General features: G+C 34.7%; 35 protein-coding genes. 2 read left to right on the forward strand and 33 right to left on the reverse strand.

From position 1 onward, the window contains the following. The coding region (locus ACTB1H_RS04580; protein WP_463261658.1) for an ABC transporter ATP-binding protein at positions 1 to 525 on the forward strand (525 nt) is incomplete at its 5' end. On the opposite strand, the gene ACTB1H_RS04585 is transcribed toward ACTB1H_RS04580, so the two are convergent. Genes ACTB1H_RS04585 through gcvT form a run of 6 tightly spaced genes read right to left on the reverse strand, consistent with a single transcriptional unit; the run spans position 508 to position 6881 of the window. Next, the gene (locus tag ACTB1H_RS04585) at positions 508 to 1122 is read right to left on the reverse strand and encodes a phosphatase PAP2 family protein (RefSeq protein ID WP_463261659.1); all 615 of its coding nucleotides are present in this window, start codon (positions 1120 to 1122) and stop codon (positions 508 to 510) included. The genes ACTB1H_RS04580 and ACTB1H_RS04585 overlap by 18 nt on opposite strands. Before the next feature lie 45 nt (positions 1123 to 1167). Beyond that, a complete protein-coding gene (gene lpdA, locus ACTB1H_RS04590; protein ID WP_463261660.1) occupies positions 1168 to 2586 on the reverse strand; it encodes a dihydrolipoyl dehydrogenase in 1419 nt (472 codons plus the stop codon). Further along, a complete protein-coding gene (gene gcvPB, locus ACTB1H_RS04595; protein WP_463261661.1) occupies positions 2587 to 4041 on the reverse strand; it encodes an aminomethyl-transferring glycine dehydrogenase subunit GcvPB in 1455 nt (484 codons plus the stop codon). Further along, positions 4038 to 5384, reverse strand: a complete 1347-nt coding sequence (gene gcvPA / locus ACTB1H_RS04600) for an aminomethyl-transferring glycine dehydrogenase subunit GcvPA (protein WP_463261662.1) — start codon at positions 5382 to 5384, stop codon at positions 4038 to 4040. Before gcvPA ends, gcvPB begins: the two co-directional genes overlap by 4 nt. Before the next feature lies 1 nt (position 5385). Beyond that, complete coding sequence (gene gcvH / locus ACTB1H_RS04605) at positions 5386 to 5769, reverse strand: glycine cleavage system protein GcvH (protein WP_463261663.1); 384 nt, start codon at positions 5767 to 5769, stop codon at positions 5386 to 5388. Between the two features lie 11 nt (positions 5770 to 5780). Continuing rightward, the gene (gcvT, locus tag ACTB1H_RS04610; RefSeq protein ID WP_463261664.1) at positions 5781 to 6881 is read right to left on the reverse strand and encodes a glycine cleavage system aminomethyltransferase GcvT; all 1101 of its coding nucleotides are present in this window, start codon (positions 6879 to 6881) and stop codon (positions 5781 to 5783) included. A gap of 137 nt (positions 6882 to 7018) precedes the next feature. On the opposite strand from gcvT, the gene ACTB1H_RS04615 reads away from it, so the two are divergent. Then, positions 7019 to 8143, forward strand: a complete 1125-nt coding sequence (locus tag ACTB1H_RS04615; RefSeq protein WP_463261665.1) for an aldo/keto reductase — start codon at positions 7019 to 7021, stop codon at positions 8141 to 8143. A gap of 47 nt (positions 8144 to 8190) precedes the next feature. Here ACTB1H_RS04615 and rpsI read toward each other — a convergent pair whose 3' ends face one another. The 27 genes from rpsI to rplN form a co-directional block, all read right to left on the reverse strand. Then, positions 8191 to 8583: a 30S ribosomal protein S9 gene (gene rpsI, locus ACTB1H_RS04620; protein WP_463261666.1), complete on the reverse strand. Its 393-nt coding sequence runs from the start codon at positions 8581 to 8583 to the stop codon at positions 8191 to 8193. A gap of 23 nt (positions 8584 to 8606) precedes the next feature. Continuing rightward, positions 8607 to 9035, reverse strand: coding sequence for a 50S ribosomal protein L13 (gene rplM / locus ACTB1H_RS04625; RefSeq protein WP_463261667.1), 429 nt, complete (start codon positions 9033 to 9035; stop codon positions 8607 to 8609). Between the two features lie 190 nt (positions 9036 to 9225). Beyond that, a complete protein-coding gene (locus ACTB1H_RS04630; RefSeq protein WP_463261668.1) occupies positions 9226 to 10038 on the reverse strand; it encodes a flagellin N-terminal helical domain-containing protein in 813 nt (270 codons plus the stop codon). A gap of 139 nt (positions 10039 to 10177) precedes the next feature. Next, positions 10178 to 10924 (reverse strand): tRNA pseudouridine(38-40) synthase TruA, encoded by a 747-nt coding sequence (gene truA / locus ACTB1H_RS04635; protein ID WP_463261669.1) that lies wholly within the window; start codon positions 10922 to 10924, stop codon positions 10178 to 10180. Positions 10925 to 10929: 5 nt separating this feature from the next. Further along, positions 10930 to 11727: an energy-coupling factor transporter transmembrane component T family protein gene (locus ACTB1H_RS04640; protein WP_463261670.1), complete on the reverse strand. Its 798-nt coding sequence runs from the start codon at positions 11725 to 11727 to the stop codon at positions 10930 to 10932. Continuing rightward, entirely contained in the window at positions 11720 to 12583 is an 864-nt protein-coding gene (locus tag ACTB1H_RS04645) for an energy-coupling factor transporter ATPase (protein ID WP_463261671.1), read from the reverse strand. The genes ACTB1H_RS04640 and ACTB1H_RS04645 overlap by 8 nt, the downstream gene beginning before the upstream one ends. Beyond that, positions 12580 to 13401 carry an energy-coupling factor transporter ATPase gene (locus ACTB1H_RS04650; protein WP_463261689.1) on the reverse strand — a complete coding sequence of 274 codons (822 nt, stop codon included), beginning with the start codon at positions 13399 to 13401 and terminating at the stop codon, positions 12580 to 12582. Before ACTB1H_RS04650 ends, ACTB1H_RS04645 begins: the two co-directional genes overlap by 4 nt. A 140-nt stretch (positions 13402 to 13541) precedes the next feature. Continuing rightward, positions 13542 to 13883 (reverse strand): 50S ribosomal protein L17, encoded by a 342-nt coding sequence (gene rplQ / locus ACTB1H_RS04655; RefSeq protein ID WP_463261672.1) that lies wholly within the window; start codon positions 13881 to 13883, stop codon positions 13542 to 13544. 25 nt (positions 13884 to 13908) lie between these two features. Continuing rightward, complete coding sequence (locus ACTB1H_RS04660) at positions 13909 to 14856, reverse strand: DNA-directed RNA polymerase subunit alpha (protein WP_463261673.1); 948 nt, start codon at positions 14854 to 14856, stop codon at positions 13909 to 13911. A 60-nt stretch (positions 14857 to 14916) separates the two neighbouring features. After that, complete coding sequence (gene rpsD / locus ACTB1H_RS04665) at positions 14917 to 15540, reverse strand: 30S ribosomal protein S4 (RefSeq protein ID WP_463261674.1); 624 nt, start codon at positions 15538 to 15540, stop codon at positions 14917 to 14919. A gap of 18 nt (positions 15541 to 15558) precedes the next feature. Continuing rightward, a complete protein-coding gene (gene rpsK, locus ACTB1H_RS04670; RefSeq protein WP_135270133.1) occupies positions 15559 to 15957 on the reverse strand; it encodes a 30S ribosomal protein S11 in 399 nt (132 codons plus the stop codon). A 19-nt stretch (positions 15958 to 15976) separates the two neighbouring features. Continuing rightward, positions 15977 to 16339: a 30S ribosomal protein S13 gene (gene rpsM, locus ACTB1H_RS04675; RefSeq protein WP_463261675.1), complete on the reverse strand. Its 363-nt coding sequence runs from the start codon at positions 16337 to 16339 to the stop codon at positions 15977 to 15979. 27 nt (positions 16340 to 16366) lie between these two features. Continuing rightward, complete coding sequence (gene rpmJ / locus ACTB1H_RS04680; protein ID WP_010244353.1) at positions 16367 to 16480, reverse strand: 50S ribosomal protein L36; 114 nt, start codon at positions 16478 to 16480, stop codon at positions 16367 to 16369. 15 nt (positions 16481 to 16495) lie between these two features. Next, positions 16496 to 16714, reverse strand: a complete 219-nt coding sequence (gene infA, locus ACTB1H_RS04685) for a translation initiation factor IF-1 (RefSeq protein WP_169578638.1) — start codon at positions 16712 to 16714, stop codon at positions 16496 to 16498. Positions 16715 to 16740: 26 nt separating this feature from the next. Beyond that, entirely contained in the window at positions 16741 to 17022 is a 282-nt protein-coding gene (locus tag ACTB1H_RS04690; protein ID WP_463261676.1) for a KOW domain-containing RNA-binding protein, read from the reverse strand. A 16-nt stretch (positions 17023 to 17038) separates the two neighbouring features. Then, on the reverse strand, positions 17039 to 17683 hold the full coding sequence (locus tag ACTB1H_RS04695) for an adenylate kinase (RefSeq protein WP_463261677.1): 645 nt from the start codon (positions 17681 to 17683) through the stop codon (positions 17039 to 17041). Between the two features lie 19 nt (positions 17684 to 17702). Continuing rightward, positions 17703 to 18977, reverse strand: coding sequence for a preprotein translocase subunit SecY (gene secY, locus ACTB1H_RS04700; RefSeq protein ID WP_463261678.1), 1275 nt, complete (start codon positions 18975 to 18977; stop codon positions 17703 to 17705). Beyond that, positions 18978 to 19427, reverse strand: a complete 450-nt coding sequence (gene rplO / locus ACTB1H_RS04705) for a 50S ribosomal protein L15 (protein ID WP_463261679.1) — start codon at positions 19425 to 19427, stop codon at positions 18978 to 18980. It abuts the gene before it with no gap. Between the two features lie 17 nt (positions 19428 to 19444). Then, the gene (gene rpmD / locus ACTB1H_RS04710; protein ID WP_463261680.1) at positions 19445 to 19621 is read right to left on the reverse strand and encodes a 50S ribosomal protein L30; all 177 of its coding nucleotides are present in this window, start codon (positions 19619 to 19621) and stop codon (positions 19445 to 19447) included. 10 nt (positions 19622 to 19631) lie between these two features. After that, on the reverse strand, positions 19632 to 20138 hold the full coding sequence (gene rpsE, locus ACTB1H_RS04715; RefSeq protein WP_463261681.1) for a 30S ribosomal protein S5: 507 nt from the start codon (positions 20136 to 20138) through the stop codon (positions 19632 to 19634). Positions 20139 to 20155: 17 nt separating this feature from the next. Continuing rightward, positions 20156 to 20518 (reverse strand): 50S ribosomal protein L18, encoded by a 363-nt coding sequence (gene rplR, locus ACTB1H_RS04720; RefSeq protein WP_463261682.1) that lies wholly within the window; start codon positions 20516 to 20518, stop codon positions 20156 to 20158. A 16-nt stretch (positions 20519 to 20534) separates the two neighbouring features. Then, positions 20535 to 21074, reverse strand: a complete 540-nt coding sequence (gene rplF, locus ACTB1H_RS04725) for a 50S ribosomal protein L6 (RefSeq protein ID WP_463261683.1) — start codon at positions 21072 to 21074, stop codon at positions 20535 to 20537. Between the two features lie 30 nt (positions 21075 to 21104). Next, a complete protein-coding gene (rpsH, locus tag ACTB1H_RS04730) occupies positions 21105 to 21500 on the reverse strand; it encodes a 30S ribosomal protein S8 (protein WP_463261684.1) in 396 nt (131 codons plus the stop codon). 28 nt (positions 21501 to 21528) lie between these two features. Continuing rightward, the gene (locus tag ACTB1H_RS04735) at positions 21529 to 21714 is read right to left on the reverse strand and encodes a type Z 30S ribosomal protein S14 (protein WP_463261685.1); all 186 of its coding nucleotides are present in this window, start codon (positions 21712 to 21714) and stop codon (positions 21529 to 21531) included. Positions 21715 to 21730: 16 nt separating this feature from the next. Then, positions 21731 to 22273, reverse strand: coding sequence for a 50S ribosomal protein L5 (gene rplE / locus ACTB1H_RS04740; RefSeq protein WP_463261686.1), 543 nt, complete (start codon positions 22271 to 22273; stop codon positions 21731 to 21733). A 20-nt stretch (positions 22274 to 22293) separates the two neighbouring features. After that, positions 22294 to 22608 (reverse strand): 50S ribosomal protein L24, encoded by a 315-nt coding sequence (gene rplX, locus ACTB1H_RS04745; RefSeq protein WP_463261687.1) that lies wholly within the window; start codon positions 22606 to 22608, stop codon positions 22294 to 22296. Positions 22609 to 22623: 15 nt separating this feature from the next. After that, on the reverse strand, positions 22624 to 22992 hold the full coding sequence (rplN, locus tag ACTB1H_RS04750; protein WP_463261688.1) for a 50S ribosomal protein L14: 369 nt from the start codon (positions 22990 to 22992) through the stop codon (positions 22624 to 22626). Positions 22993 to 23014: the final 22 nt, after the last annotated feature.

Consider the following 23014-nt stretch of genomic DNA (forward strand, 5'->3'; position numbering starts at 1 on the left):
GAAAACCTAGGTTATGTGCTTCAAGCACCTCACCTTTTTAGTGGAACTATAAAAGAAAATGTTAGATATGGAAAGTTAGATGCGACCGATGAAGAAATAATTGAGGCTTGCAAATTGGTGGATGCTCATAAATTTATCATTCAAATGGAAAAAGGTTATGATACTGAAGTTGGTGAAGGTGGAGGGCTACTATCTACTGGACAAAAACAACTGATATCTTTTGCTAGGGCAATTGTCAGAAATCCGAGATTGTTTGTGCTTGACGAAGCCACTTCATCTATTGACACTGAAACTGAATTGATAATTCAAAGAGCAATAAACAAAGTATTAAAGGGTAGAACAAGTTTTGTCATAGCCCATAGGCTTTCGACTATAAAGAATGCTGATAGAATACTTGTCATACACGATGGAGAAGTAATTGAAGAAGGCACTCACAAAGAGCTTATTAAAAACAAAGGCTATTACTATAAATTATATACAAACCAATTTATTGAAGAAAAAAGCACTCTAGAATTTGAGAAATAAATCTCTTATTAGAATAAATAATGTTATGCCATAAAACATGCCAAATATTACATCTGTTGGATAATGAACTCCAAGGTATATCCTGCTAAAGCTCATTAAAACAGTGTATATGCTAGCTATGATGTAAGCTTTTTTCTTAGAAGCTTGACTTTTATTTTTAGTTAAGATATATGCGATTGTGAATGAGAGGCTTGCTGCAACCATTGCATGCCCACTTGGAAAACTATATGAGGTTTCGATTGCTTTAAAGAATTCTACAGGTCTTTCTCTTTTAATGATGTTTTTTAATAGTGAGTTTATGCCTAGACTCCCTAAAGATGCTGATATTATCATTAATATTTCTCTATATTTCTTTCTGAAGATTAGAAGTACTACTGTTATTGATATAGCTGGAACTAAAAAAGCGGATGAGCCAATAAACGATATAAACTTCATAGCATTTAATAAGTTTGGATATTGATTGTTGTCTAAAAACAAAAGTATGTTTTCGTCAAAACTTAACACAAAGTTAAAGAAACTATCACCTAATGATAACATTAAAATCGAAATAAGTGCTACAATATAAATGTAGTATGATTTAGAAATATTTTTTTTCATTGGTTTCCCCCATGATAAATTTAGGCAGCGAATTCGCTGCCTAATTTATTTTCTTTTCCTTTTTGGTACCATGTGAATGGCTTTATCATCTAACCCTAATGTCGCTTCTGAAAATGCTTCTGATAGTGTTGGATGTGCATGTATAGTCCTAGTTATTGCTTTGGCATCCAATTTATTTGCAATAGCTAAAGCTCCTTCATGAATTAAGTCGTTTGCGTGAGGCCCTATGATATGAACACCTAGTATCACATCATCAGGTGATGCAATTATTTTAACTATCCCTTCAGCTTCCCCTAATGCTACAGCTTTTCCATTTGCAGAAAACATGAATTTGCTAACTTTATAATCTCTGCCCATCTCTTTTAATTTCTCTTCAGTAAAGCCAACCTGTGCTACCTCAGTCATCGTAAACACACAAGATGGATATACATCCAAGTTTATATCTGGGTTTTCTCCTAATATTTTTTCTACTACATATTCTCCTTGAGCAGAAGCCACATGTGCGAGTTGAATGCCTTTTGAGTTTACATCTCCTATTGCGTAAACATGAGGTACTGTAGTTTCAAAATTGTCATCAACTTTGATGCCTTTTGGCGAATATTCTATGCCCACATTTTCTAAGTTTAAGCCATTTACATTTGGAGCCCTGCCTGATGCAATTAAAACATAATCTCCTTCTACTGTAATTTCTTCGTCTTTTTCTTTGTATTTAGCGATTACTTTTAGTTTGTTGTTTTCTCTAATAATTTCTTTTGCTCTGATATCTACATAAACTTCTATTCCTTGCTTTTTCAAAGTTGGAGTGAGTCTTTTAGCAATTTCTTTATCGCCATCTTTTAAAATTCTAGATGCTAAAAGTATGACATTTGACCCTAGTTCTTGGTATATGCTTGCAAATTCAAGACCTATGACTCCTCCTCCTACTACAATTAAAGTTTCAGGTATTTCGTCAAGCTCTAGAAGTTCATCAGATGTGATCACTCCCTCTAAGTCTACACCCTTTGTCTCTGTCATTTGAGCAGAAGAACCAGTTGCTATAATGATATCATCAGCTGTAACTGTTCTTTCTTCACCATTCTTTAAAGTAACCTTCAATGTGTTTGAACTCTCAAAGCTAGCTTTTCCATTTATGAATTCGATATTTTTATAGGAGGATATGAGCTTTTCAACTCCTCCTACGATATTTTCAACAACTTCTTCTTTCCTCTTAAGCAAAGCTTTTCCATTCATTCTAAATCCATCAACTTCAATTCCGAACTCATTTGCCCTTCTTAAGTCCGATAAAATCTTTGCATTAGTAAAATAAGTCTTTGTAGGGATGCAACCTCTATTTAAGCAAGTTCCACCCACTCTTATATTTTCTATTAGTGTCACATCTGCCCCAAGTTGAGCAGCTCGTATAGCTGCTACATATCCTCCTGGGCCAGCACCAATTATTGCTATTTTTTTTGTCAAACAATACACCTACCCTTCGTATTTTACGATGATGTCTCTTGCTGCCTTAACTTCGTTTGGTCTTCTAACCACTGTATTATGTGGTGCGGTCTTTAAAGTTTCTGGATTTTCTTTTGCTTCTTTTGCTATATTCTTCATAGCCTCAATAAATTCATCCAGAGTTTCTTTGCTTTCTGTCTCGGTTGGCTCAATCATAAGAGCCTCATTTATGATAAGTGGGAAATAGACTGTTGGTGGATGATACCCATAGTCTAGCAATCTCTTTGCAACATCTAAAGTTATTACCTCACTTAATGAGTCTTTAAGCCCACCTAAAACAAACTCGTGCTTGTAGATTGTGTCTATTGGCAAATAGTAATCTTCTTTTAAGTGCTCTTTGAGATAATTTGCATTTAGAACTGCCATTTGAGAAGCTTTCTTTAGTCCATCACTTCCCATTGATAGTATATAAGTGTAAGCTCTTACCAATATTCCAAAGTGCCCATAAAAATCCTTTATCTTTCCAATAGACTGTGGATAGTCGTAGTCAAGATAAAATTTTTCATTATCCTTCTTAACTATTGGTACTGGTAAAAATGGAACTAAGTCCTTTTTTACACCTACTGGCCCTGAGCCTGGTCCTCCACCACCATGTGGTGTTGAGAATGTCTTATGCAAATTAAAGTGCACTACATCAAATCCCATATCTCCTGGTCTAGCATAGCCTAATATGGCATTGGCATTTGCACCGTCATAGTATAATAGGCCTCCTGCATCGTGAACTATTTTAGCTATTTCCTTTATTCCTTTGTCAAATAGTCCCAAAGTATTAGGATTTGTAAGCATCAATCCGGCTGTGTCATCCCCCACAGCTTGTCTTAATTGCTCTAAATCAACTAGTCCATCTTTATTTGATTTTATTTCTATAATCTCGTAACCTGCCATAGCTGCTGTAGCTGGATTTGTTCCATGTGCAGAGTCAGGAACGATTATTTTGTTTCTCTTTGTGTCATTTCTGCTTTCATGATATGCTTTTATCAGCATGACACCAGTCAACTCTCCATGTGCTCCTGCTGCTGGTTGAAGAGTTATTTCATCCATTCCAGATATCTCACATAGGTAGTTTTGAAGTTCATACATCAACTCTAATGAGCCTTGTACACAAGATAGTGGTTGATATGGATGAATATTTGCAAAGCCATCTAGTCTAGCCATATCCTCATTGATTTTAGGATTATATTTCATTGTACAAGAACCTAATGGATAAAATCCTGTGTCAACTCCATAGTTTTTATTGGATAAATTTGTATAGTGCCTAATAACATCGACTTCTGATACCTCTGGTAAGTTTAATTCCTCTTTATTTAAAAACTCTTCAGGAATCAAACTTTCAATAGGCTTTTCTTCTATATCTAATTCAGGTAATTTGTATCCAATTCTATCTGGTTTTGAGATTTCAAATATCAGTTTATCGTAATTTCTCATAGTATCCCCTCCAATACGCTCTTTAACTTATCAATATCTTCTTTTTTTCTTACTTCTGTAACAGCATATAAGGAGCTATTTTCGTATTGAGGGTATTCTTTTGATAGATCATATCCACCGATTATCTCATTTTCAAGCAATCTTTGATTTATCTCTTCAGTTGGTTTGTCAGTTTTTAATGCAAACTCTATAAAGAATGGCTTGTTGAATAATGGTTTAACCTTTCCTGATTTGGTTAGTTCTTCATAAGCATAGTGTGCCATTTGTGTGGATTTAAGAGCTACTTCTCTAATTCCCTTTTTGCCTAGTGTCACCATGTACACAGTAGCTGCTAACGAGTTTAACCCTTGGTTTGAGCATATATTCGAGGTTGCCTTTTCTCTTCTTATGTGTTGTTCTCTAGCTGTAAGCGTTAGCACAAATGATCTTTTGCCATCCATATCTTCTGTTTGTCCTACTATTCTACCTGGCATTTTCCTGATATATTCTTTTTTAGCTGCCATAAAGCCAAGATATGGGCCTCCAAAGCTAAGAGGTATGCCTAGGGATTGTCCTTCCCCTACTACTACATCTACCCCTAAATCTCCTGGTCTTTTAAGTATACCAAGTGATATAGGATCAACTGAAGCTACAAAAGTAGTTTTTTTGACTTTGTGAACTATCTCTGACATTTTCTCTAAATCTTCGATTATTCCAAAAAAGTTTGGACTTTGAACTATGACGGCGGCTGTGTTTTCATTTACTAAATTTGAAAGCTCGTCTAAGTCAGTTACTCCGTCATCTATTCCTACTTCAATTACATTTAAATTTTGTGCATGGGCATATGTTTTTAGTATTGTCCTTGCATCCGGTTTAACAGTCTTAGATATTATAATGTTATCTCTTTTAGAATAAGCGCAAGACATCAAAGCAGCTTCTACAACTGCAGTTCCGCCGTCATAAAGTGATGCATTAGATACATCCATGCCTGTCAATTCGCTTATGAGAGTTTGAAATTCAAAGATGTATTGAAGAGTCCCTTGGCTTATTTCAGGTTGATAAGGAGTATATGCGGTATAGAATTCACTTCTGGAGATAATATGATTTACTACTGAAGGAATGTAGTGTTCATATGCTCCAGCTCCTAAATATGAAGTCATTTTCGATACCGAACAGTTCTTGTTAGCAAGCTCCATCAATCTATTTCTTACCTCTAACTCACTCTTTGCTTTAGGTAAATTCAATTCTCTATTCAATTTGACATCTTCAGGTATATCATTAAAAAGTTCTTCGATATCCTTTAAGCCAAGCTTTTTAAGCATCTCTTCCACATCTTTTTGTGTATGTGGTATATAAGGATACATCTTATTCCTCCTCTTCTAAAAAGCTTTCGTAATCATCGCTTGACATAAGTTCATCTAATTCTGATTTATCTTTTAATTCGACTTTTGCAATCCAATTTTCAAAAGCATCTGCGTTTAACAGAGCGGGATCGTCAATTAGTTCTTCATTTACTTCGACTACTTTCCCACTTACTGGAATATATACATCTGCTGCTGCTTTTACTGATTCAACTGCTGCAAAAGCATCTCCTTTATCAAACTCATCATCCACTTCAGGCAAATCTACATATACTATATCGCCTAAATTGTGTTGAGCATGGTCAGTGATGCCGATATAAGCATAATTGCCGTCAACTTTCACCCATTCATGATCCTCTGTGTAATACAATCCTTTTAATACTTTCATCTTAAAACCCCCTATTTTTTCTTATTTAAAAATTTTCTGCTGATTACTTGAGCTTTGCAAGGTTTGTTTCTAATCATTATTTCAATAGGCGTGCCAATTTCAGCAAATTCAGTTTTTATGAGTGCATTGCCTATGTTTTTCTTTAAGGTCGGAGAGTGGTATCCAGTGGTGACATGCCCAATCTTTTCACCATCTTTATACACTTCATATCCCTCTCTAGGTATTCCTCTGTCTATCATTTCAAAACCTACAAGTTTTCTTTTTAACCCTTCATCTAATTGTTTTTTTAAAGCTTCTTTACCTATAAAGTTAGAATTTTTATCTAATTTGACAAAGTATTTAAATCCTGCTTCAAGTGGAGTGATCTCATCATCAAATTCATGTCCATAGAGTGGGAGTGAGGCTTCGAATCTTAGTGTATCTCTGCATCCAAGCCCTGCAGGTTTAATATTTTCTTCTTCTCCTGCTTTTAATATTTCTCTCCATACTTTTACGATATCTTTTCTATCTGTGTAGATTTCAAAGCCATCTTCTCCAGTATAGCCTGTTCTTGAAACCATGGCTTTTACTCCTGCAACTTCTATTCCATCCACAAAGTGGAAGAATTTTAAGCTATTAAGGTCGTAATCGGTGAGCTTTTGCAGCACTTTTTGTGCTTTTGGACCCTGAAGTGCAACTTCGCCTATATTATCAGATATATTTTCCACCTGTACTTCAAAACCATTTATATGTTTTAAAATCCAGTCATAGTCTTTATCAGTGTTTGCAGCATTTACAACTAAGTAAAGATAGTTTTCATCAAAGCGATAAACCAGTAAGTCGTCCACTACTCCACCTTTCTCATTGCACATAAGCGTATAAATAACTTGATTATTCGTCATAGCGCTTATGTCATTTGTCATGAGATAATCGACAAATTTAGTGGCATCTTTGCCTTTTATTGTTATTTCTCCCATATGGGATACATCAAAGAGCCCGCAATCGTTTCTAACAGCTTCATGCTCGGCAACCAATCCTTCGTATTCGACTGGCATTAGCCATCCCGCATACTCAACGATTTTACCGCCGAGCTTTAAATGTTCATCGTAAATAGGCGTTTTTTTTGCACTCATTTAATCACTCCTTCTTTTTTATGATATAATTAATACATAAATATTCTACCCTTGTAATTTTTAATTAAACTATTCTTATGGTAGAATATTTAGAAAAGCGAATTTGTTAGCTTCATTATACATAAGGGGGTATATTAATGCAATATAGTTATTTTACTAACGATAGGTTAAAGGTTTCACAATTAGGTTTTGGATGTATGAGGTTTCCTATATTAAATGGAGATCAAAAGGCAATAGATGAAGAAAAAGCAAGGGAAATGCTAATTTATGCTATTGAAAATGGTGTCAACTACATAGACACAGCTTACCCATATCATGGCGGTATGAGTGAAAAATTCGTTGGAAAAGTATTAAGCGAGGGATATAGGGATAAAGTGTATTTAGCTACTAAAAATCCAGTGTGGTTAGCTAAAACAAAAGAGGATTTCATGAAATACCTTGATGAACAGCTTGACAATCTTAAGACAGACCATATTGACTTTTATTTGCTACACTCTTTGGATGCTGAAAGATTCGATAAAATAGTAGATTTAGAGGTTTTTAACTTTGTTAAAAAAGCTAAAGAAGAAGGAAAAATAAGATACATTGGTTTTTCATTCCATGATGAATATGAAGCGTTTGAAAAAATTGTCGATAGCTATGATTGGGATTTTTGTCAAATTCAACTTAATTATTTAGATAGAAATTACCAAGCAGGTCTAAAAGGTCTTAAATATGCTAAAGATAAAGGATTATATGTAGTAGTTATGGAGCCTGTAAAGGGAGGAAAACTTGCTAAAGCTCCAGATAAGATAAAAAATGTATTTAGCAGAGCTAATATAGATAGATCACCTGCTCAATGGGCACTAAAATGGGTGTTTGATAAAGAGGAAGTATCAGTTGTTTTAAGCGGTATGTCTACATTGGAACAAGTAAAGGAAAATATCGCTGTAGCCAGTGAAAATACGAAACTAACTCCTGATGAAATCAGACTGATTGATGAAGCTACACAGATTTATATGGAAGGCTTTAAAGTAGGATGTACTGCATGTGAATATTGCATGCCTTGCCCATCCGGTGTAAATATTCCAAGAGTTTTTGAGTTGTATAACAATGTGTATGTGTTTGATGAATTGGAAGAATCTAAAAAGATGTATCAAAGGTTAATAGAAAACAATATGGATGCATCAAATTGTATTGAATGTGGAAACTGCGAAGCTGTTTGCCCACAGCATTTGTCAATCATAGAATCATTAAAAGAGGCTGATAAAGTATTGAGATAAATTAGGATTTAAAAAAGCTAGATTGTTTATACAATCTAGCTTTAATATTATCTCTTTGAGAATTGTGGACTCTTTCTTGCTTTTTTAAGACCATATTTCTTTCTTTCTTTCATTCTTGGGTCTCTAGTTAAGTGACCTGCTTTCTTTAACAATGGTCTTAGTTCAGGATCAGCTTCAATCAATGCTCTTGCAATACCATGTCTTATTGCTCCAGCTTGTCCAGTAAATCCACCACCGTGTACATTTACTAAAACATCATATTTATCTAAAGTTTCAGTTACTACCAATGGTTCTTTTGCAATGGTTCTTAGTGTTTCATAGTTAAAATATTCTTCAATGTCTCTATCGTTTACTTTAACTTTGCCGTTTCCAGGAACCAATCTAACTCTAGCAACTGAAGTTTTTCTTCTTCCAGTTCCAGCATATTGCGCTACTGCCATTTACTTATCCTCCCTTCCATTAACTAAAATTCGTATAGTTCTGGTTTTTGAGCTTCGTGTTTGTGCTCAGGCCCACTGTATACTTTTAATTTCTTAAACATTTGTCTACCTAGTGTGTTCTTTGGTAGCATTCCCTTTACTGCCAATTCGATGATTTTTTCAGGATTTTTTTCTATCAATTGGTTGTATGGTACTTGTCTAAGTCCTCCAGGGTATCCAGTATGATATGTGTAGCTCATTTGATTTATTTTATTTCCAGTAAATTTAACTTTTTCAGCATTTATTATAATTACGTAATCGCCAGTATCAACATGAGGTGTGTATATTGGTTTTTTCTTTCCTCTTAATATAGAAGCAACTTCTGAGGCTAATCTTCCTAGTGGTTTACCTGTAGCATCTATTACGTACCATTTTCTCTCTACTTCATTTGGCTTTGCCATGTAGCTTTTCATCTATTTCCCTCCCTACTACGATTAATCATTTATATTCAAATTAATTTGGGTTGTGTTTACAAAAAGTTCCGGGCTCTTTTTAAACACTCTAATATATTCTAATACATGTAAGGGCGCATGTCAAGCAAATCACAAAAAAATAAGCGACCAATTTGATCGCTTATTTTACTTAATTTAAATAGTTTTTTAACTATTGTAATAGTTGAAGTACTTGTTGTGGCATTTGATTTGCTTGAGCAAGCATTGATGTTGCAGCTTGGCTTAGGATGTTGTTCTTTGTGAATTTCATCATCTCTTCTGCCATGTCTACATCTCTAATTCTTGATTCAGCAGCTGATAAGTTTTCTGATGTTGTTGTTAAGTTGTTTATTGTGTGTTCAAGTCTGTTTTGATATGCACCTAATTTAGATCTTTCTTCTGATACTTTTTTTATTGCTGCATCTATAGTTGTTATTGCACCATCAGCACTGGATTGATCTGAAACGCTAAGACCGCTAACTGATAGAGCCCCTGCTTTCATACTTGATATACTTACAGTCAATGCTTCTCCACTATTAGCTCCGATATGGATGATCTTTGATGAGAAAGTCCCATCTAATAAAGCCTGAGTGTTAAATTGTGTTGTATCTGCTATTCTATCTAATTCACTAACTAATTCATTTACTTCCTGTTGTATAGCTGTTCTGTCATCATTTGTATTAGTGTCATTTGCTGCTTGTACTGCCAAGTCTCTCATTCTGTTTAAAATTGAGTGAGTTTCGTTTAATGCTCCCTCAGCAGTTTGAATTAAAGATATACCGTCTTGTGCATTTCTAATTGCTTGATTAAGTCCTCCGATTTGCCCTCTCATCTTTTCAGAAATTGTTAGTCCTGCTGCATCATCTCCTGCTTTGTTGATTCTTAAGCCTGATGATAGTTTTGCTAAAGAGCTGCTCTTTGCATTGTTTGCTGCTGTTAGTCTTGAATAAGTGTTCATTGCTGAAATGTTTTGATTAATTCTCATTTCTCTTCCTCCTTGAATTTTTTATGAACTTCCGTGTTCATTTGTTTTGGCCTATGATCATCTCGGCCAAAGAAGTTTTCCTTCTTGGTTATAGTATCGGAAGAATGAGATATATTTTAATAGCAATTAAAAAAAATTTTTACTTAAATATGTCATAAAAAACTTTTTCTAAGTAAAGCCCTTGTGGTGGGGCAGTATGTCCTGAAAGCCTTCTATCTTGTGCTTCTAATATCAGTTTTATTTCTGATGGGTTCTTCTTTCCTGTCCCAACTTCTACTAGGGTACCTGTGATTATCCTCACCATATTTCGCAAGAAACTCTCGCCTTCTACTACTATATCTATAAATTCATCTCTTTTATGTATCTCTATTGAGTGAAGTGTCCGTATTTTAGATTTTGTAAAGCTTCTTCTTCCTTCAAAGCTTGTAAAATTATGTGTACCAATTAAATACTTAGATGCCTCTTTCATTTTGTTTATATCTAAATTTCTATCTATTTGATAGGCATAATTTCGTAATAGTGGTCTTTCAACATCGCTTAGATAGATCTTATATCTGTATCTTTTTTTAATAGCACTGAAACGTGCATGAAAATCTTTTGGTACTTCATTTGAGTATACTGCTTTTATGTCTTCTGGCAAATACTCATTTAATGCATATTTAAACGATTCCCCTGGTATAGATGTTTCTATAAAAAAATTTGCCACCTGTCCAAGGGCATGGACTTTAGCATCTGTCCTACCTGCCCCTATTAGGGTGACCTCTTTTTTTGTAAGGGTATATATAGCTTTTTGTATCTCTGCTTGAATAGAGTTGGCATTTTCTTGTATTTGCCAACCCGAGTAATTTGTTCCATCGTATTCTAAAGTTAGCATAATGTTTTTCATATTATTCACCAATACCTCGTAGACATTATAAATCCAAAAAATATAAGCATCACTAAAAAAGTAGTAGTATCTTTTTTATCAAATTTTAATTCATTTAATCTTGTCCTACCATCTCCACCTCTATAGCATCTTGCTTCCATGGCTGTTGCAAGTTCATCTGCTCTTCTAAATGCGTTTATGAATAGTGGTACTAGTAATGGGACTAAGCTCCTAGCACGATTGAGTATATTTCCACTTTCAAAATCTGCTCCTCTTGCCATTTGGGCTTTCATTATTTTGTCGGTTTCTTCTAAGAGTGTTGGTATAAATCTAAGTGCAATTGTCATCATCATGGCTAATTCATGTGATGGGAGTCCTATCTTTCTAAATGGTGACAATAGACTTTCAATGCCATCTGTCAATGCAATTGGAGATGTAGTCAATGTAAGCAAAGATGTTCCTGTTATGAGTAGAATCAGTCTAATAGCCATAAATACAGACTGACTTATACCTTCTCTTGTGATTGATATTGGCCCAAGGCTAAATATGACTTCTCCTCTAGTAAATAATAAGTTTATAACAAATGTTATGATGATTATAAACATGAGAGGTTTAAGTCCTTTTATTATGAACTTAATTGGTAATTTGGCAGTTTTTATAACTGTTGCTATGAATAAAATGATGAATATATAAGGATAAAAATCTTTTACAAAAAATAGCGATATTATAAAAAATATAGATGTGAGTATTTTTACTCTTGGATCTAATCTGTGTACCAAAGTATCTCCAGGAAAATATTGTCCTATTGTTATATCTTTAAGCATTTTTAGTACCTCTCAAATATCTAATTAGTTCTTCTTTAGCTTCTTCTATAGTTAAACAATCTTCTCTAACATCATGGCCTCTTTTTTTAAATGCTTTCATGAATTTAGTAACTTGAGGTATATCTAAACCTATGTCTTCTAAAAGGTCAGCTGATTTAAATATCTCTCTAGTCTTATCATGCATAATTACTTTGCCTTTGTGCATCACAAGTATAGTATTGGCAAGCCTTGCTATATCTTCCATGCTGTGAGATACGAGAATGATCGTTATATTTTCTTTTTCATAAAGTTTCTTAATCTCATCTAATATATCATCTCTACCTTTAGGGTCTAAACCTGCTGTAGGTTCATCTAATATTAGAACTTTCGGTTTCATAGCAATTACACCTGCTATTGCAACTCTTCTTTTCTGTCCACCTGATATCTCAAATGGGGATCTATCTTTTAATGTTTCATAATCCAGCCCAACTAATTCCATTGCTTCTTTTACTCTTATTTCTACTTCCTCTTCAGTTAGGCCTAAATTTTTTGGACCAAAAGCTATATCTTTAAATATAGTTTCTTCAAAGAGCTGGTGTTCTGGATATTGGAATACTAATCCCACTTTTCTTCTAGTTTCTTTCATCTTTGTTTCAGGATTAGTTATATCAATGCCATCAATTATTATTTTACCACTGGTTGGTTTTATAAGACCATTTAAATGTTGTACTAATGTTGATTTTCCAGAGCCAGTATGTCCAATCAGCCCAACAAAATCCCCTTCATTAATAGAAACAGAGACATCATCTAATGCTTTTTTCTCAAAGGGGGTACCTGGGTTATAAACAAAATTTAAATTTTCTATTTCTATTATCATAGCGATTCCACCAGCTCCTCAATTGTTATGCAATCTTTCTTTACTTCAAATCCTTCTTTTCTAAGCTCATAGGCTAATTCAGTGACTTGAGGAACATCAAGCCCAAGTTCTTTAAGCTTCTCTACTTGACTAAATATCTCTTTAGGGGTTCCCATGAGCACATTTTCACCATCATGTAGTATCATAACTCTATCAGCTAATACTGCTTCGTCCATAAAATGAGTAATGAGTACTATGGTTTTGTTCTTCTCTTTATTAAGCTTTTTTATAGTCTCCATAACTTCTTTTCTTCCTGAAGGGTCTAGCATTGCTGTCGGTTCATCAAATATTATGCAATCTGGCTCCATTGCTAGAATGCCTGCTATAGCTACTCTTTGTTTTTGTCCACCTGATAATAAGTGCGGGGCATGTTTTTTATATTCTGTCATTCCTACTGTTTCTAGCGCTTCATCTACTCTCTTTCTTATTTCTTTAGGTGGTATCCCTAAATTCTCTGGTCCAAATGCTACGTCTTCTTCTACTATAGTCGCTACTATTTGATTGTCAGGATTTTGAAATACCATGCCTGCTTTACTCCTGATGTCCCATATTTTATCTTCATCTTTTGTGTTTATATCATTGACATAGACTTCCCCTCTAGTAGGAAATATCATACCATTCATCATTTTAGCTAATGTTGATTTCCCTGAGCCATTGTGGCCTAGTATAGCAATAAATTCTCCTCTTTTTACTTCTAGGCTTAAGTCTTTTACGGCCAGCTGAATAGAATCATCGATATAAGATTTATATTCATAACTTACATTTTCTATTTTAATCATAATTTCATTTTCCATTAGAGTCTCCTCTGAACTTAATGTATTCTCAACTAAATATAACATATTGTTAATTTGATTGCAATTGTTGTTTAATTAAGATAAATAGCACAAAGGGACTAAGCTTTAACTTAATCCCCTTCCCATTATACCAATTCTAGTATTGCGATTTCAGCTCCGTCTCCTCTTCGTGGTCCAACTCTAAGGACTCTAGTGTATCCACCATTTCTGTCTTTGTATTTTGGGCCAATCTCATCAAACAGTTTTTTTACTACTTCTTCATCATATATATAAGCCAAGGCTTGCCTTCTTGCGTGCAGATCTCCTCGTTTAGCCAAGGTTATCATTTGGTCAGTCATCCTTTTTGTTTCTCTAGCTCTTGTTACAGTAGTTTCAATTCTACCTTCTCTGAGTAGGGATGTAACTTGATTTCTAAGCATAGCTTTTCTATGATCAGATGGTCTGCCAAGTTTTCTTAATGTTGTCATTTCATTCCCTCCTTGCTTGTTAAAATTACTCCTCGCTCTTCTTTAGGCTAAGTCCCAATTCGGCAAGTTTTTTCTGTACTTCTTCTAGAGATTTCTTCCCTAAATTCCTAACTTTCATCATGTCTTCTTCAGTTTTTTGTGTCAATTCCTCTACAGTATTAATTCCTGCTCTCTTTAAGCAATTATAGCTTCTAACAGACAAGTCTAGTTCTTCTACTGTCATCTCTAAGGCCTTGCCTTTTGGTTCTTCTTCTTTTTCAACCATTATCTCCACATCATTAACTCTGTCTGTTAGTCCTATGAATAAATTCAAATGTTCCATGAGTATTTTAGCTCCTAAAGAAGTTGCTTCATCTGCACTCATAGTTCCATTTGTCCAAACTTCGAGTTCTAATTTATCATAGTCTGTTATTTGCCCAACTCTAGTGTTTCCTACATGAAAATTGACTTTAGTAACTGGTGTGAAAAGGGAATCAACCGGAATCACTCCAACAGCTTGCCCTTCCTTTTTATTTTTTTCAGCTAGGTTGTAACCTCTACCTTTGATTAGTTCCATCTCCATGTAGAGTTTTTCCCCTTCACTGACTGTGGCAATATGCAGATCTTTATTTACTATTTCCACATCAGCACCAGCTTTTATATCTCCAGCAGTTATCTCTTTTGGTCCTATTTCATCTATTATCATAGTCACAGGTTCATCAGAATACATTATTGCAGCAATTTCTTTTATATTAAGAATGATTTCTGGAACATCTTCAACCACTCCTGGTATGGTTGAAAATTCATGCATCACACCTTGAATTTTTATTGTTGAGATGGCTGCCCCTGGTAGTGAAGATAGAAGCACTCGTCTTAAAGAATTCCCTAATGTAGTGCCATAGCCTCTTTCGAGTGGTTCTACAACGAATTTACCATATTTCCCGTCTTCTGATAACTCTACAACTTCTATCTTTGGCCTTTCGATTTCTATCATAAACAATAACCCTCCTTAAAAAAGTTTTTATATGGACGAGGGCAACTAGTTTTGCAATTATTATTTTGAATATAACTCAACGATTAAGTGTTCTTCTACTGGAAGATCTATATCTTCTCTTGAAGGTTGAGCTACTATAGTACCTCTCATTTTTTCAGCGTCTACATCTACCCATTGAACAGTATTTCCAGCTTTGTTTTCCATTAATGATTTGAATTTTTCACTGGATTTGCTTTTCTCTTTTACTTCTATTGTATCTCCAACATTAGTTATGAGTGATGGTATATCTGCCTTTCTTCCATTTAGCAAGAAATGCCCATGAGTTACTAGTTGTCTTGCTTCTGCTCTTGATGAAGCAAATCCCATTCTATATACAACATTGTCTAATCTCATTTCCAATAATTGAAGTAAGTTTTCCCCTGTTATACCTTTCATTTTATCTGCTTTATCAAAGTACATTCTCATTTGTGATTCTGTTAAACCATAAAATCTACGTACTTTTTGTTTTTCTCTAAGCTGCATACCATATTCAGTTGATTTTTTTCTACCTTGGCCATGTTGTCCTGGCGCAAAATTTCTTTTATTTAATGCACATTTGTCGCTGTAACATCTGTCGCCTTTTAAAAACAACTTTGTTCCTTCTCTACGGCATAGTCTGCAGCTTGGTCCTGTATATCTTGACATCTAATTGTACACCTCCTGTTATACTCTTCTTCTCTTAGGTGGCCTGCAGCCGTTGTGAGGAATTGGAGTTACGTCTTTGATTAAGCTTACTTCAAGTCCTGAAGCTTGAAGTGATCTTATAGCGGCTTCTCTACCTGAACCAGGTCCCTTTACATATACTTCTACTGTTTTCAATCCATGTTCCATTGCTTTTTTTGCAGCTTCTTCTGCTGCTTCTTGTGCAGCAAATGGAGTTGATTTTCTTGAACCTCTAAAGCCCAATTGTCCTGCTGAAGCCCAAGAAATTACATTTCCTTGCATATCTGTCAAAGTTACCATTGTATTGTTAAATGTTGAGGATATATGCGCTTGTCCTCTTTCTATATTTTTACGTTCTCTTCTTTTTATACGTGTGGTTTTACCTTTTTTTGGTGCCAACTTTGCTTCCCTCCTTTTCCTACTTGTTCTTAGTAGCTAATTTCTTTGGACCTTTTCTAGTCCTTGCATTTGTCTTTGTCCTTTGACCTCTTACTGGAAGCCCTCTTTTGTGTCTTATCCCTCTATAACAGTTTATATCTTTTAATCTCTTAATGTTCATAGCTACTTCTCTTCTTAAGTCACCTTCTACTCTATATGTGTCTATTACTGCTCTTAGGTTAGAGATTTCAGATTCTGTTAGGTCTTTTACTCTAGTATCTGGGTTTACTCCAGCTTTTTTAAGAATTTCATTAGCTCTAGGTCTGCCGATACCATATATATATGTTAAACCGATTTCTACCCTTTTGTCTCTTGGTAAGTCAACGCCTGCGATTCTGGCCATAAATTTGGTACACCTCCTATTTAAATATTAACCTTGTCTTTGTTTGTGTTTAGGGTTTTCACAGATGACCATTACTTTCCCATTTCTCTTTATTATTTTACATTTTTCGCACATCTTTTTAACGGATGGTCTTACTTTCATATTATCCCTCCTATGCTACTTGTTTCTCCAAGTAATCCTGCCCCTAGTTAAATCATATGGTGATAATTCCACAGTAACTTTGTCTCCTGGAAGAATTCTGATATAATTCATTCTGAGTTTTCCAGAAATATGGGCTAAAATCTCATGTCCGTTATCTAGTCTTACTCTAAAAATGGCATTTGGAAGCGCATCTATTACTGTGCCTTCTACTTCTATTACATCTTTTTTAGCCATTGGATTCGAACCTCCTGTTCTATCTTTTAGAAACTCTTATTGAAAGGTTCTAATATTTTTCTTATATATGCATTGTTTATTTTTACTTCATTTTCTATCTTGTCTTTCATTTCTTGAATAATTGTATTATACACAACTAAGTGCTTTACTTTCTTTTTTTTGGGGTTGTCTAATTTTCTCAAATCTCCATCTACGACATAGACATGTTCTTTGTCTATTATTTCTAGTATGACGAAGATCCTACCTTTGTCTCGTCCTGCTCTAGACTTAACCACCTGCCCGATGGATAAGTCATCAGTGGAATCCATTATAGTTTTCACCTCTTTATTTTTCTAAAGCATTTATAATTTGATCAAATGTGTTCTCGATAGACTGTGATCCATCAATGTTAACAAGGATTTCTCTATTTTTATAATACTCTATAAGAGGCTTTGTTTGATTGATATAAACTTCGATCCTCTTTTTTATTGTTTCCTCTTTATCATCATCCCTTTGATAAAGTTCTCCGCCACATTTATCGCAAATGCCTTGTTGTTTAGGAGGATGAAATTTAATGTGGTAAGTAGCGCCGCAGTTTTTACAGAGTCTTCTTCCAACTGCTCTTTCGATTAGAAGCTGTGTATCTAGAAATATATTTATCGCAGCATCAAGTTTAGTCCCCATTTTAGCTAATTCTTCATCTAAAACTTCAGCTTGTTTTATGGTTCTTGGATATCCATCTAATAAAAAACCATTTTTACAATCGCTTTTTTTGATTCTATCCTTAACGATGTCTACTACAAGTTCATCAGGGACAAGTAGGCCTGCATCCAAATAATGTTTAACCTCTTTCCCTAAAGGAGTATTTTCCTTTATGTTCATTCTAAATATATCTCCAGTAGATATGTGGGGGATATTGTATCTCTTAACAATCGCCGATGCCTGTGTTCCTTTTCCAGCTCCTGGCGGCCCCAACAATATTAGCCTCATTTCATCATCTCCTAATTAGTTATTTTAAGAAACCTTTATAGTGTCTCATCAACATTTGAGATTCGATTTGTTTTACAGTTTCAAGAACTACACCTACAACTATAATTACAGCAGTCCCACTAAAGTTGACCTGCATTCCCATCAATCTCGATATAAGGATTGGTAGTGAGGCAAGTATTGCTAATGAAACTCCTCCTACAAATGTAATTCTATTTACAACCTTTTGTAAATAATCTGATGTTGGCCTTCCTGGTCTAATTCCAGGTATAAATCCACCATGTTGTTGCAAATTCTTTGAATATTCAACAGTGTTAAACTGTATTGTAGTATAAAAATATGTGAAGAATATTATTAGTACAACATTTAGTACTAGATAAACTACCAAACCTACAGTACCTTGTGGTGTAAGATATTTAGTTATCCAGTTTGAAACTCCACCACTCCAGAAAAGAGAAATAGTTTGAGGCAATGACAACAATGATGATGCAAATATTACTGGTATTACCCCTGCCATTAATACTTTGATTGGTATATGTGTATTTTGTCCTCCATACATCTTTCTACCTACTACTCTTTTAGCATATTGTACTGGTATTTTCCTTTCTCCTTGTTGAAGAGCTACTACAAATGCTACAGTCAATAACATTATTACTAGATATATAATCATCGAGATAATGCTAATTTGTCCTGCTTGTACCAATCTAAATTTGGAAATAAAATCAGAAGGTAGTTTTGCTATTATCCCAATGAAAATCAATAGTGAAATTCCGTTTCCGATCCCTTTTTCTGTAATTAATTCACCTATCCACATTAAAAATGCCGTACCAGCAACCATTGATAGTATTACAATTACATTCTGCATTGCATTTGTTGTTTCTAAAGCGGATCTAAATAATCCAAATGTATAACCAGATGCTGTTACTAAAGCTAGCACAATTGCACTATATCTTGTGATTCTATTTATTTTCTTTCTTCCTTCTTCTCCTTCTTTTGCTAATTCCTCTAGTCTAGGAATAGCTATAGTTAGAAGCTGAATGATGATGGATGCTGTGATATATGGATATATGTTAGCAGCAAATATACTAAATTCACTAAATGTTCCACCTGCCATCATGTCTAAAAATTGCAAGATAGATCCTTGATTTGCATTAAATATTGTTCTTATGATCTCTTTGTTCATATAAGGAACTGGTATGGCTGCTCCTAATCTTACAACGCCTAGCATAAGCATGGTGAATATCATTTTCTTTCTAAGCTCAGGTATTTTCCATGCATCTCTCAAGGTAGTAAGCATCTAAATCACCTCTGCCTTTCCCCCGCAAGCTTCGATTTTCTCAGCAGCAGATTTACTAAATTTGTGAGCTTTAACCGTAAGCTTAACATCTAATTCTCCGTCGCCAAGAATTTTTATTCCAACTTTGTTTTTATTTAATTTTACAATCCCCTCTTCTAATAGAATTTCTGGAGTAACGACGGTGTTTTCTTCAAATCTATTTAAATCAGATAGATTTACAATAGCATATTCTTTAGCAAATATATTTGTAAATCCTCTTTTTGGAGTTCTTCTGAATAAAGGCATTTGACCTCCTTCAAATCCTGGTCTAACGCCACCTCCTGATCTCGCATTCTGTCCTTTATGACCTTTGCCAGATGTTTTACCGTGTCCTGATCCTATACCTCTACCAAGTCTTTTCTTTGGCATAGTACCTCCGCCAGCATTTGGTCTTATGTTATTTAGCTTCAATTAGCACACCTCCTTTACTAGTCTATTATTTCAACCATGTAGTTAATTTTATTAATCATACCTCTAATCTGAGGGGTATCATTTTTTTCTATAACTTGGTTAACTTTCCTGAATCCAAGTGCTTCTACAACTTTTCTTTGGCTCTCAGGTTTCCCAACGGGACTCTTAATAAGCTTTATTTTAATTGTAGCCATTTTTCTCCCCCTAACTGAATAATTCTTCTACTGTTTTCCCTCTCAATTTTGCAACATCTTCTGCTCTTTTTAATGAGCTAAGAGCTTCTATTGTAGCGTTAACAACATTTCTAGGGTTGTTAGTACCGAGGGATTTTGTTCTTATATCTTTAATTCCTGCTAACTCACAAACTGCACGAACTGCGCCTCCTGCGATAACTCCAGTACCTTCTTTTGATGGTTTTAAAAGCACTCTTCCTGCACCAAATACCCCTGTTACTTCGTGAGGAATTGTAGTTCCAACTAGAGGTACTTCGATTATATGTTTTTTAGCGTCTTGTACAGCTTTTCTGATAGCTTCAGGTACTTCCAAAGCTTTAGCCATGCCTACTCCAACATGACCATTCCCATCTCCTACAACTACAAGTGCACTAAATCTAAAGTTTCTACCGCCCTTAACAACTTTAGTAACACGATTTATGCTAACAACTCTTTCTTGTAAATCTAATTCGCTTGCATCTATAAATGAACGTTCCATTAATTCCCCTCCTTCTATTAGAACTTAAGGCCTGCTTCTCTTGCTCCTTCAGCAAGTTCTTTTACTCTCCCATGATAAATATATCCACTTCTATCAAAGACAACTTCTGTTATCCCTTTTTCCATTGCTCTTTTTGCAATTGTTTCTCCTATTACTCTAGCAGCTTCTTTGTTTTTTGTTGATGTCAAATTTAATGATTTGTCAAGTGTTGAAGCTTGTGCTAAAGTATTTCCGTTTACATCATCTATTATTTGAGCATAAATATGACTTGTACTTCTATAGACATTTAATCTTGGTTTCACAGGAGTGCCTTTTACCTTTTGCCTTACTCTTCTATGTCTAATTTTTCTTTTTTCGTTTTTATCTATTTTCTTTAGCAAATCTGTTCACTCCTTTCTACTTACCAGTCTTGCCGACCTTACGTCTGACAACTTCATCTGAGTATTTAATACCTTTGCCCTTATATGGCTCAGGTCTTCTTAAGTCTCTAATTTTTGCTGCGTAATTACCAACTTTTTGTTTTTCGATTCCTTTTACTATGATCTTGTTTGGAGCTGGTACTTCTACAGTTATTCCTTCAGGATCTGTTAATTCAACTGGATGAGAATAACCAAGAGTAAGAACTAATTTGTTCCCTTGTTTTGCTGCTCTATATCCTGTTCCTACTATGTCTAGGCTCTTCTCAAAGCCTTCTGTTACTCCAGTTATCATATTTGCTATTAATGTTCTAGAAAGACCATGTAAAGATTTATGTCTTTTTAAATCAGATGGTCTGGATACTGTCAAAACTCCATTATCTATTTTTATTTCCATATCTGGACTTATTTGTTCTGTTAATTTTCCTTTTGGGCCTTTTACTTCTACCAAGTTCTTATCAGATATTTTAATTTCTACTCCACTTGGTATATTGATAGGCTTCAACCCAATTCTTGACATGAGTGCACCTCCTATTCAAATAATCATTTATTACCAAATGTAGCAGATTACTTCCCCGCCTACATTTTCTTTTCTAGCTTGTCTGTCTGTCATTATTCCCTTTGAAGTAGAAATGATTGCTATTCCTAGTCCTCCTAAAACTCTAGGTAGTTCTTCGTTCTTAGCATATACTTTAAGTCCCGGCTTAGATATTCTCTTTATTCCACTGATTATCTTTTCACCGTTCTTGCCGTATTTTAAATCTATTCTTATGATTCCTTGCTTTCCATCGTCTATAACATCAAATCCCTTTATGAATCCCTCTTCTAAGAGAATCCTTGCGATTTCTTTCTTTATTTTTGACGCTGGTATATCAACTGAATCGTGTTTTGCACTGTTAGCATTTCTGATTCTCGTTAGCATATCTGCGATTGGATCTGTCATCATAGTTGTTACCTCCTTTCAAACGTTAGTTTTACCAACTAGCTTTTTTAACACCTGGAATTTGCCCGTTATATGCTAATTCTCTAAAACAAATACGGCAAACACCATATTTCCTCAAGTAAGCATGAGGTCTTCCACAAATCTTGCATCTATTGTATTCACGTGAGCTAAACTTTTGTTTTCTTTGTTGTTTAGCTATCATTGATTTTTTAGCCAAATTATTTCCCTCCTTTTTACTTTCTAAAAGGCATCCCCATTTTTTCTAAGAATACTTTTGCTTCTTCGTCTGTTTTGGCACTTGTTACGATTATTATATCCATACCTCTTATAGATTCAACTTTATCGTACTCGATTTCTGGGAATATTAGTTGCTCTTTTACACCAATCGCATAGTTTCCTCTTCCATCAAATGATGTATCACTTACGCCTCTAAAGTCTCTTACTCTAGGGAGGGCAATATTCATAAATTTATCTAAAAAGTCGTACATTCTATCTCCTCTAAGTGTTACCTTAGCCCCAACATTCATACCTTCTCTAACTTTAAAGTTAGCAATAGACTTTTTGGCTTTAGTTACTACTGGTCTTTGCCCTGTAATAAGTGCTAATTCATTTACTGCTGATTCTAAAACCTTGGGATTGTCTCTAGCTTCCCCTATTCCCATATTTATAACGATTTTTTCTAATTTAGGTACTTCCATAACGTTTTTGTAGTTAAACCTCTCCATCATGGCAGGAACTACTTCTTCCATGTACTTTGTCTTTAATCTGGAAGTCATTTATTTACCTCCTCTCACTGTTATTTATCTAAAACTTCTCCACATTTTTTACATACTCTTACCTTGGTACCATCAGCTTCAAATTTATGCCCTATTCTAACTCCTTTTTTATCTTTTGAACAATAGAACATAACCTTTGATGCATTTATTGGCGCTTCGAATTTTACAATTCCACCAGGATTTGTTGGCCCTTGAGGTTTTTTATGTCTTGTTACAATATTTACACCTTCAACGATAACCTTATTTTCTCTAGGAAAAGCTTTCATTACTTTCCCAGTTTTTCCCTTATCTTTACCTGAAATTACAACTACTGTGTCTCCACTTTTTATGTTCACGCTCTACACCTCCTCTTAAATTACTTCCGGTGCCAAGGATATAATCTTCATATAATTTCCTCGTCTTAATTCTCTTGTTACTGGTCCAAAAATACGAGTCCCCACTGGGTTTTTGTCATCTTTAATAATTACTACTGCATTATCATCGAATTTTATATATGAACCGTCAGATCTCCTTACCCCTCTTTTAGTTCTAACGATAACCGCTTTAACAACTTGGCCTTTTTTTACAACTCCACCAGGCGTTGCACTTTTGACAGTACAAACTACTACATCCCCGATATTTGCATATTTTTGATTGTTGCCTCCTAATACTCTGATAACTAGAACTTCTTTAGCACCAGAATTGTCAGCTACTCTTAAACGGGTTTCGGTTTGAATCATTCAAAATACCTCCCTTCGCTAA

The sequence above is a fragment of the Soehngenia sp. genome (genome assembly GCF_055108775.1).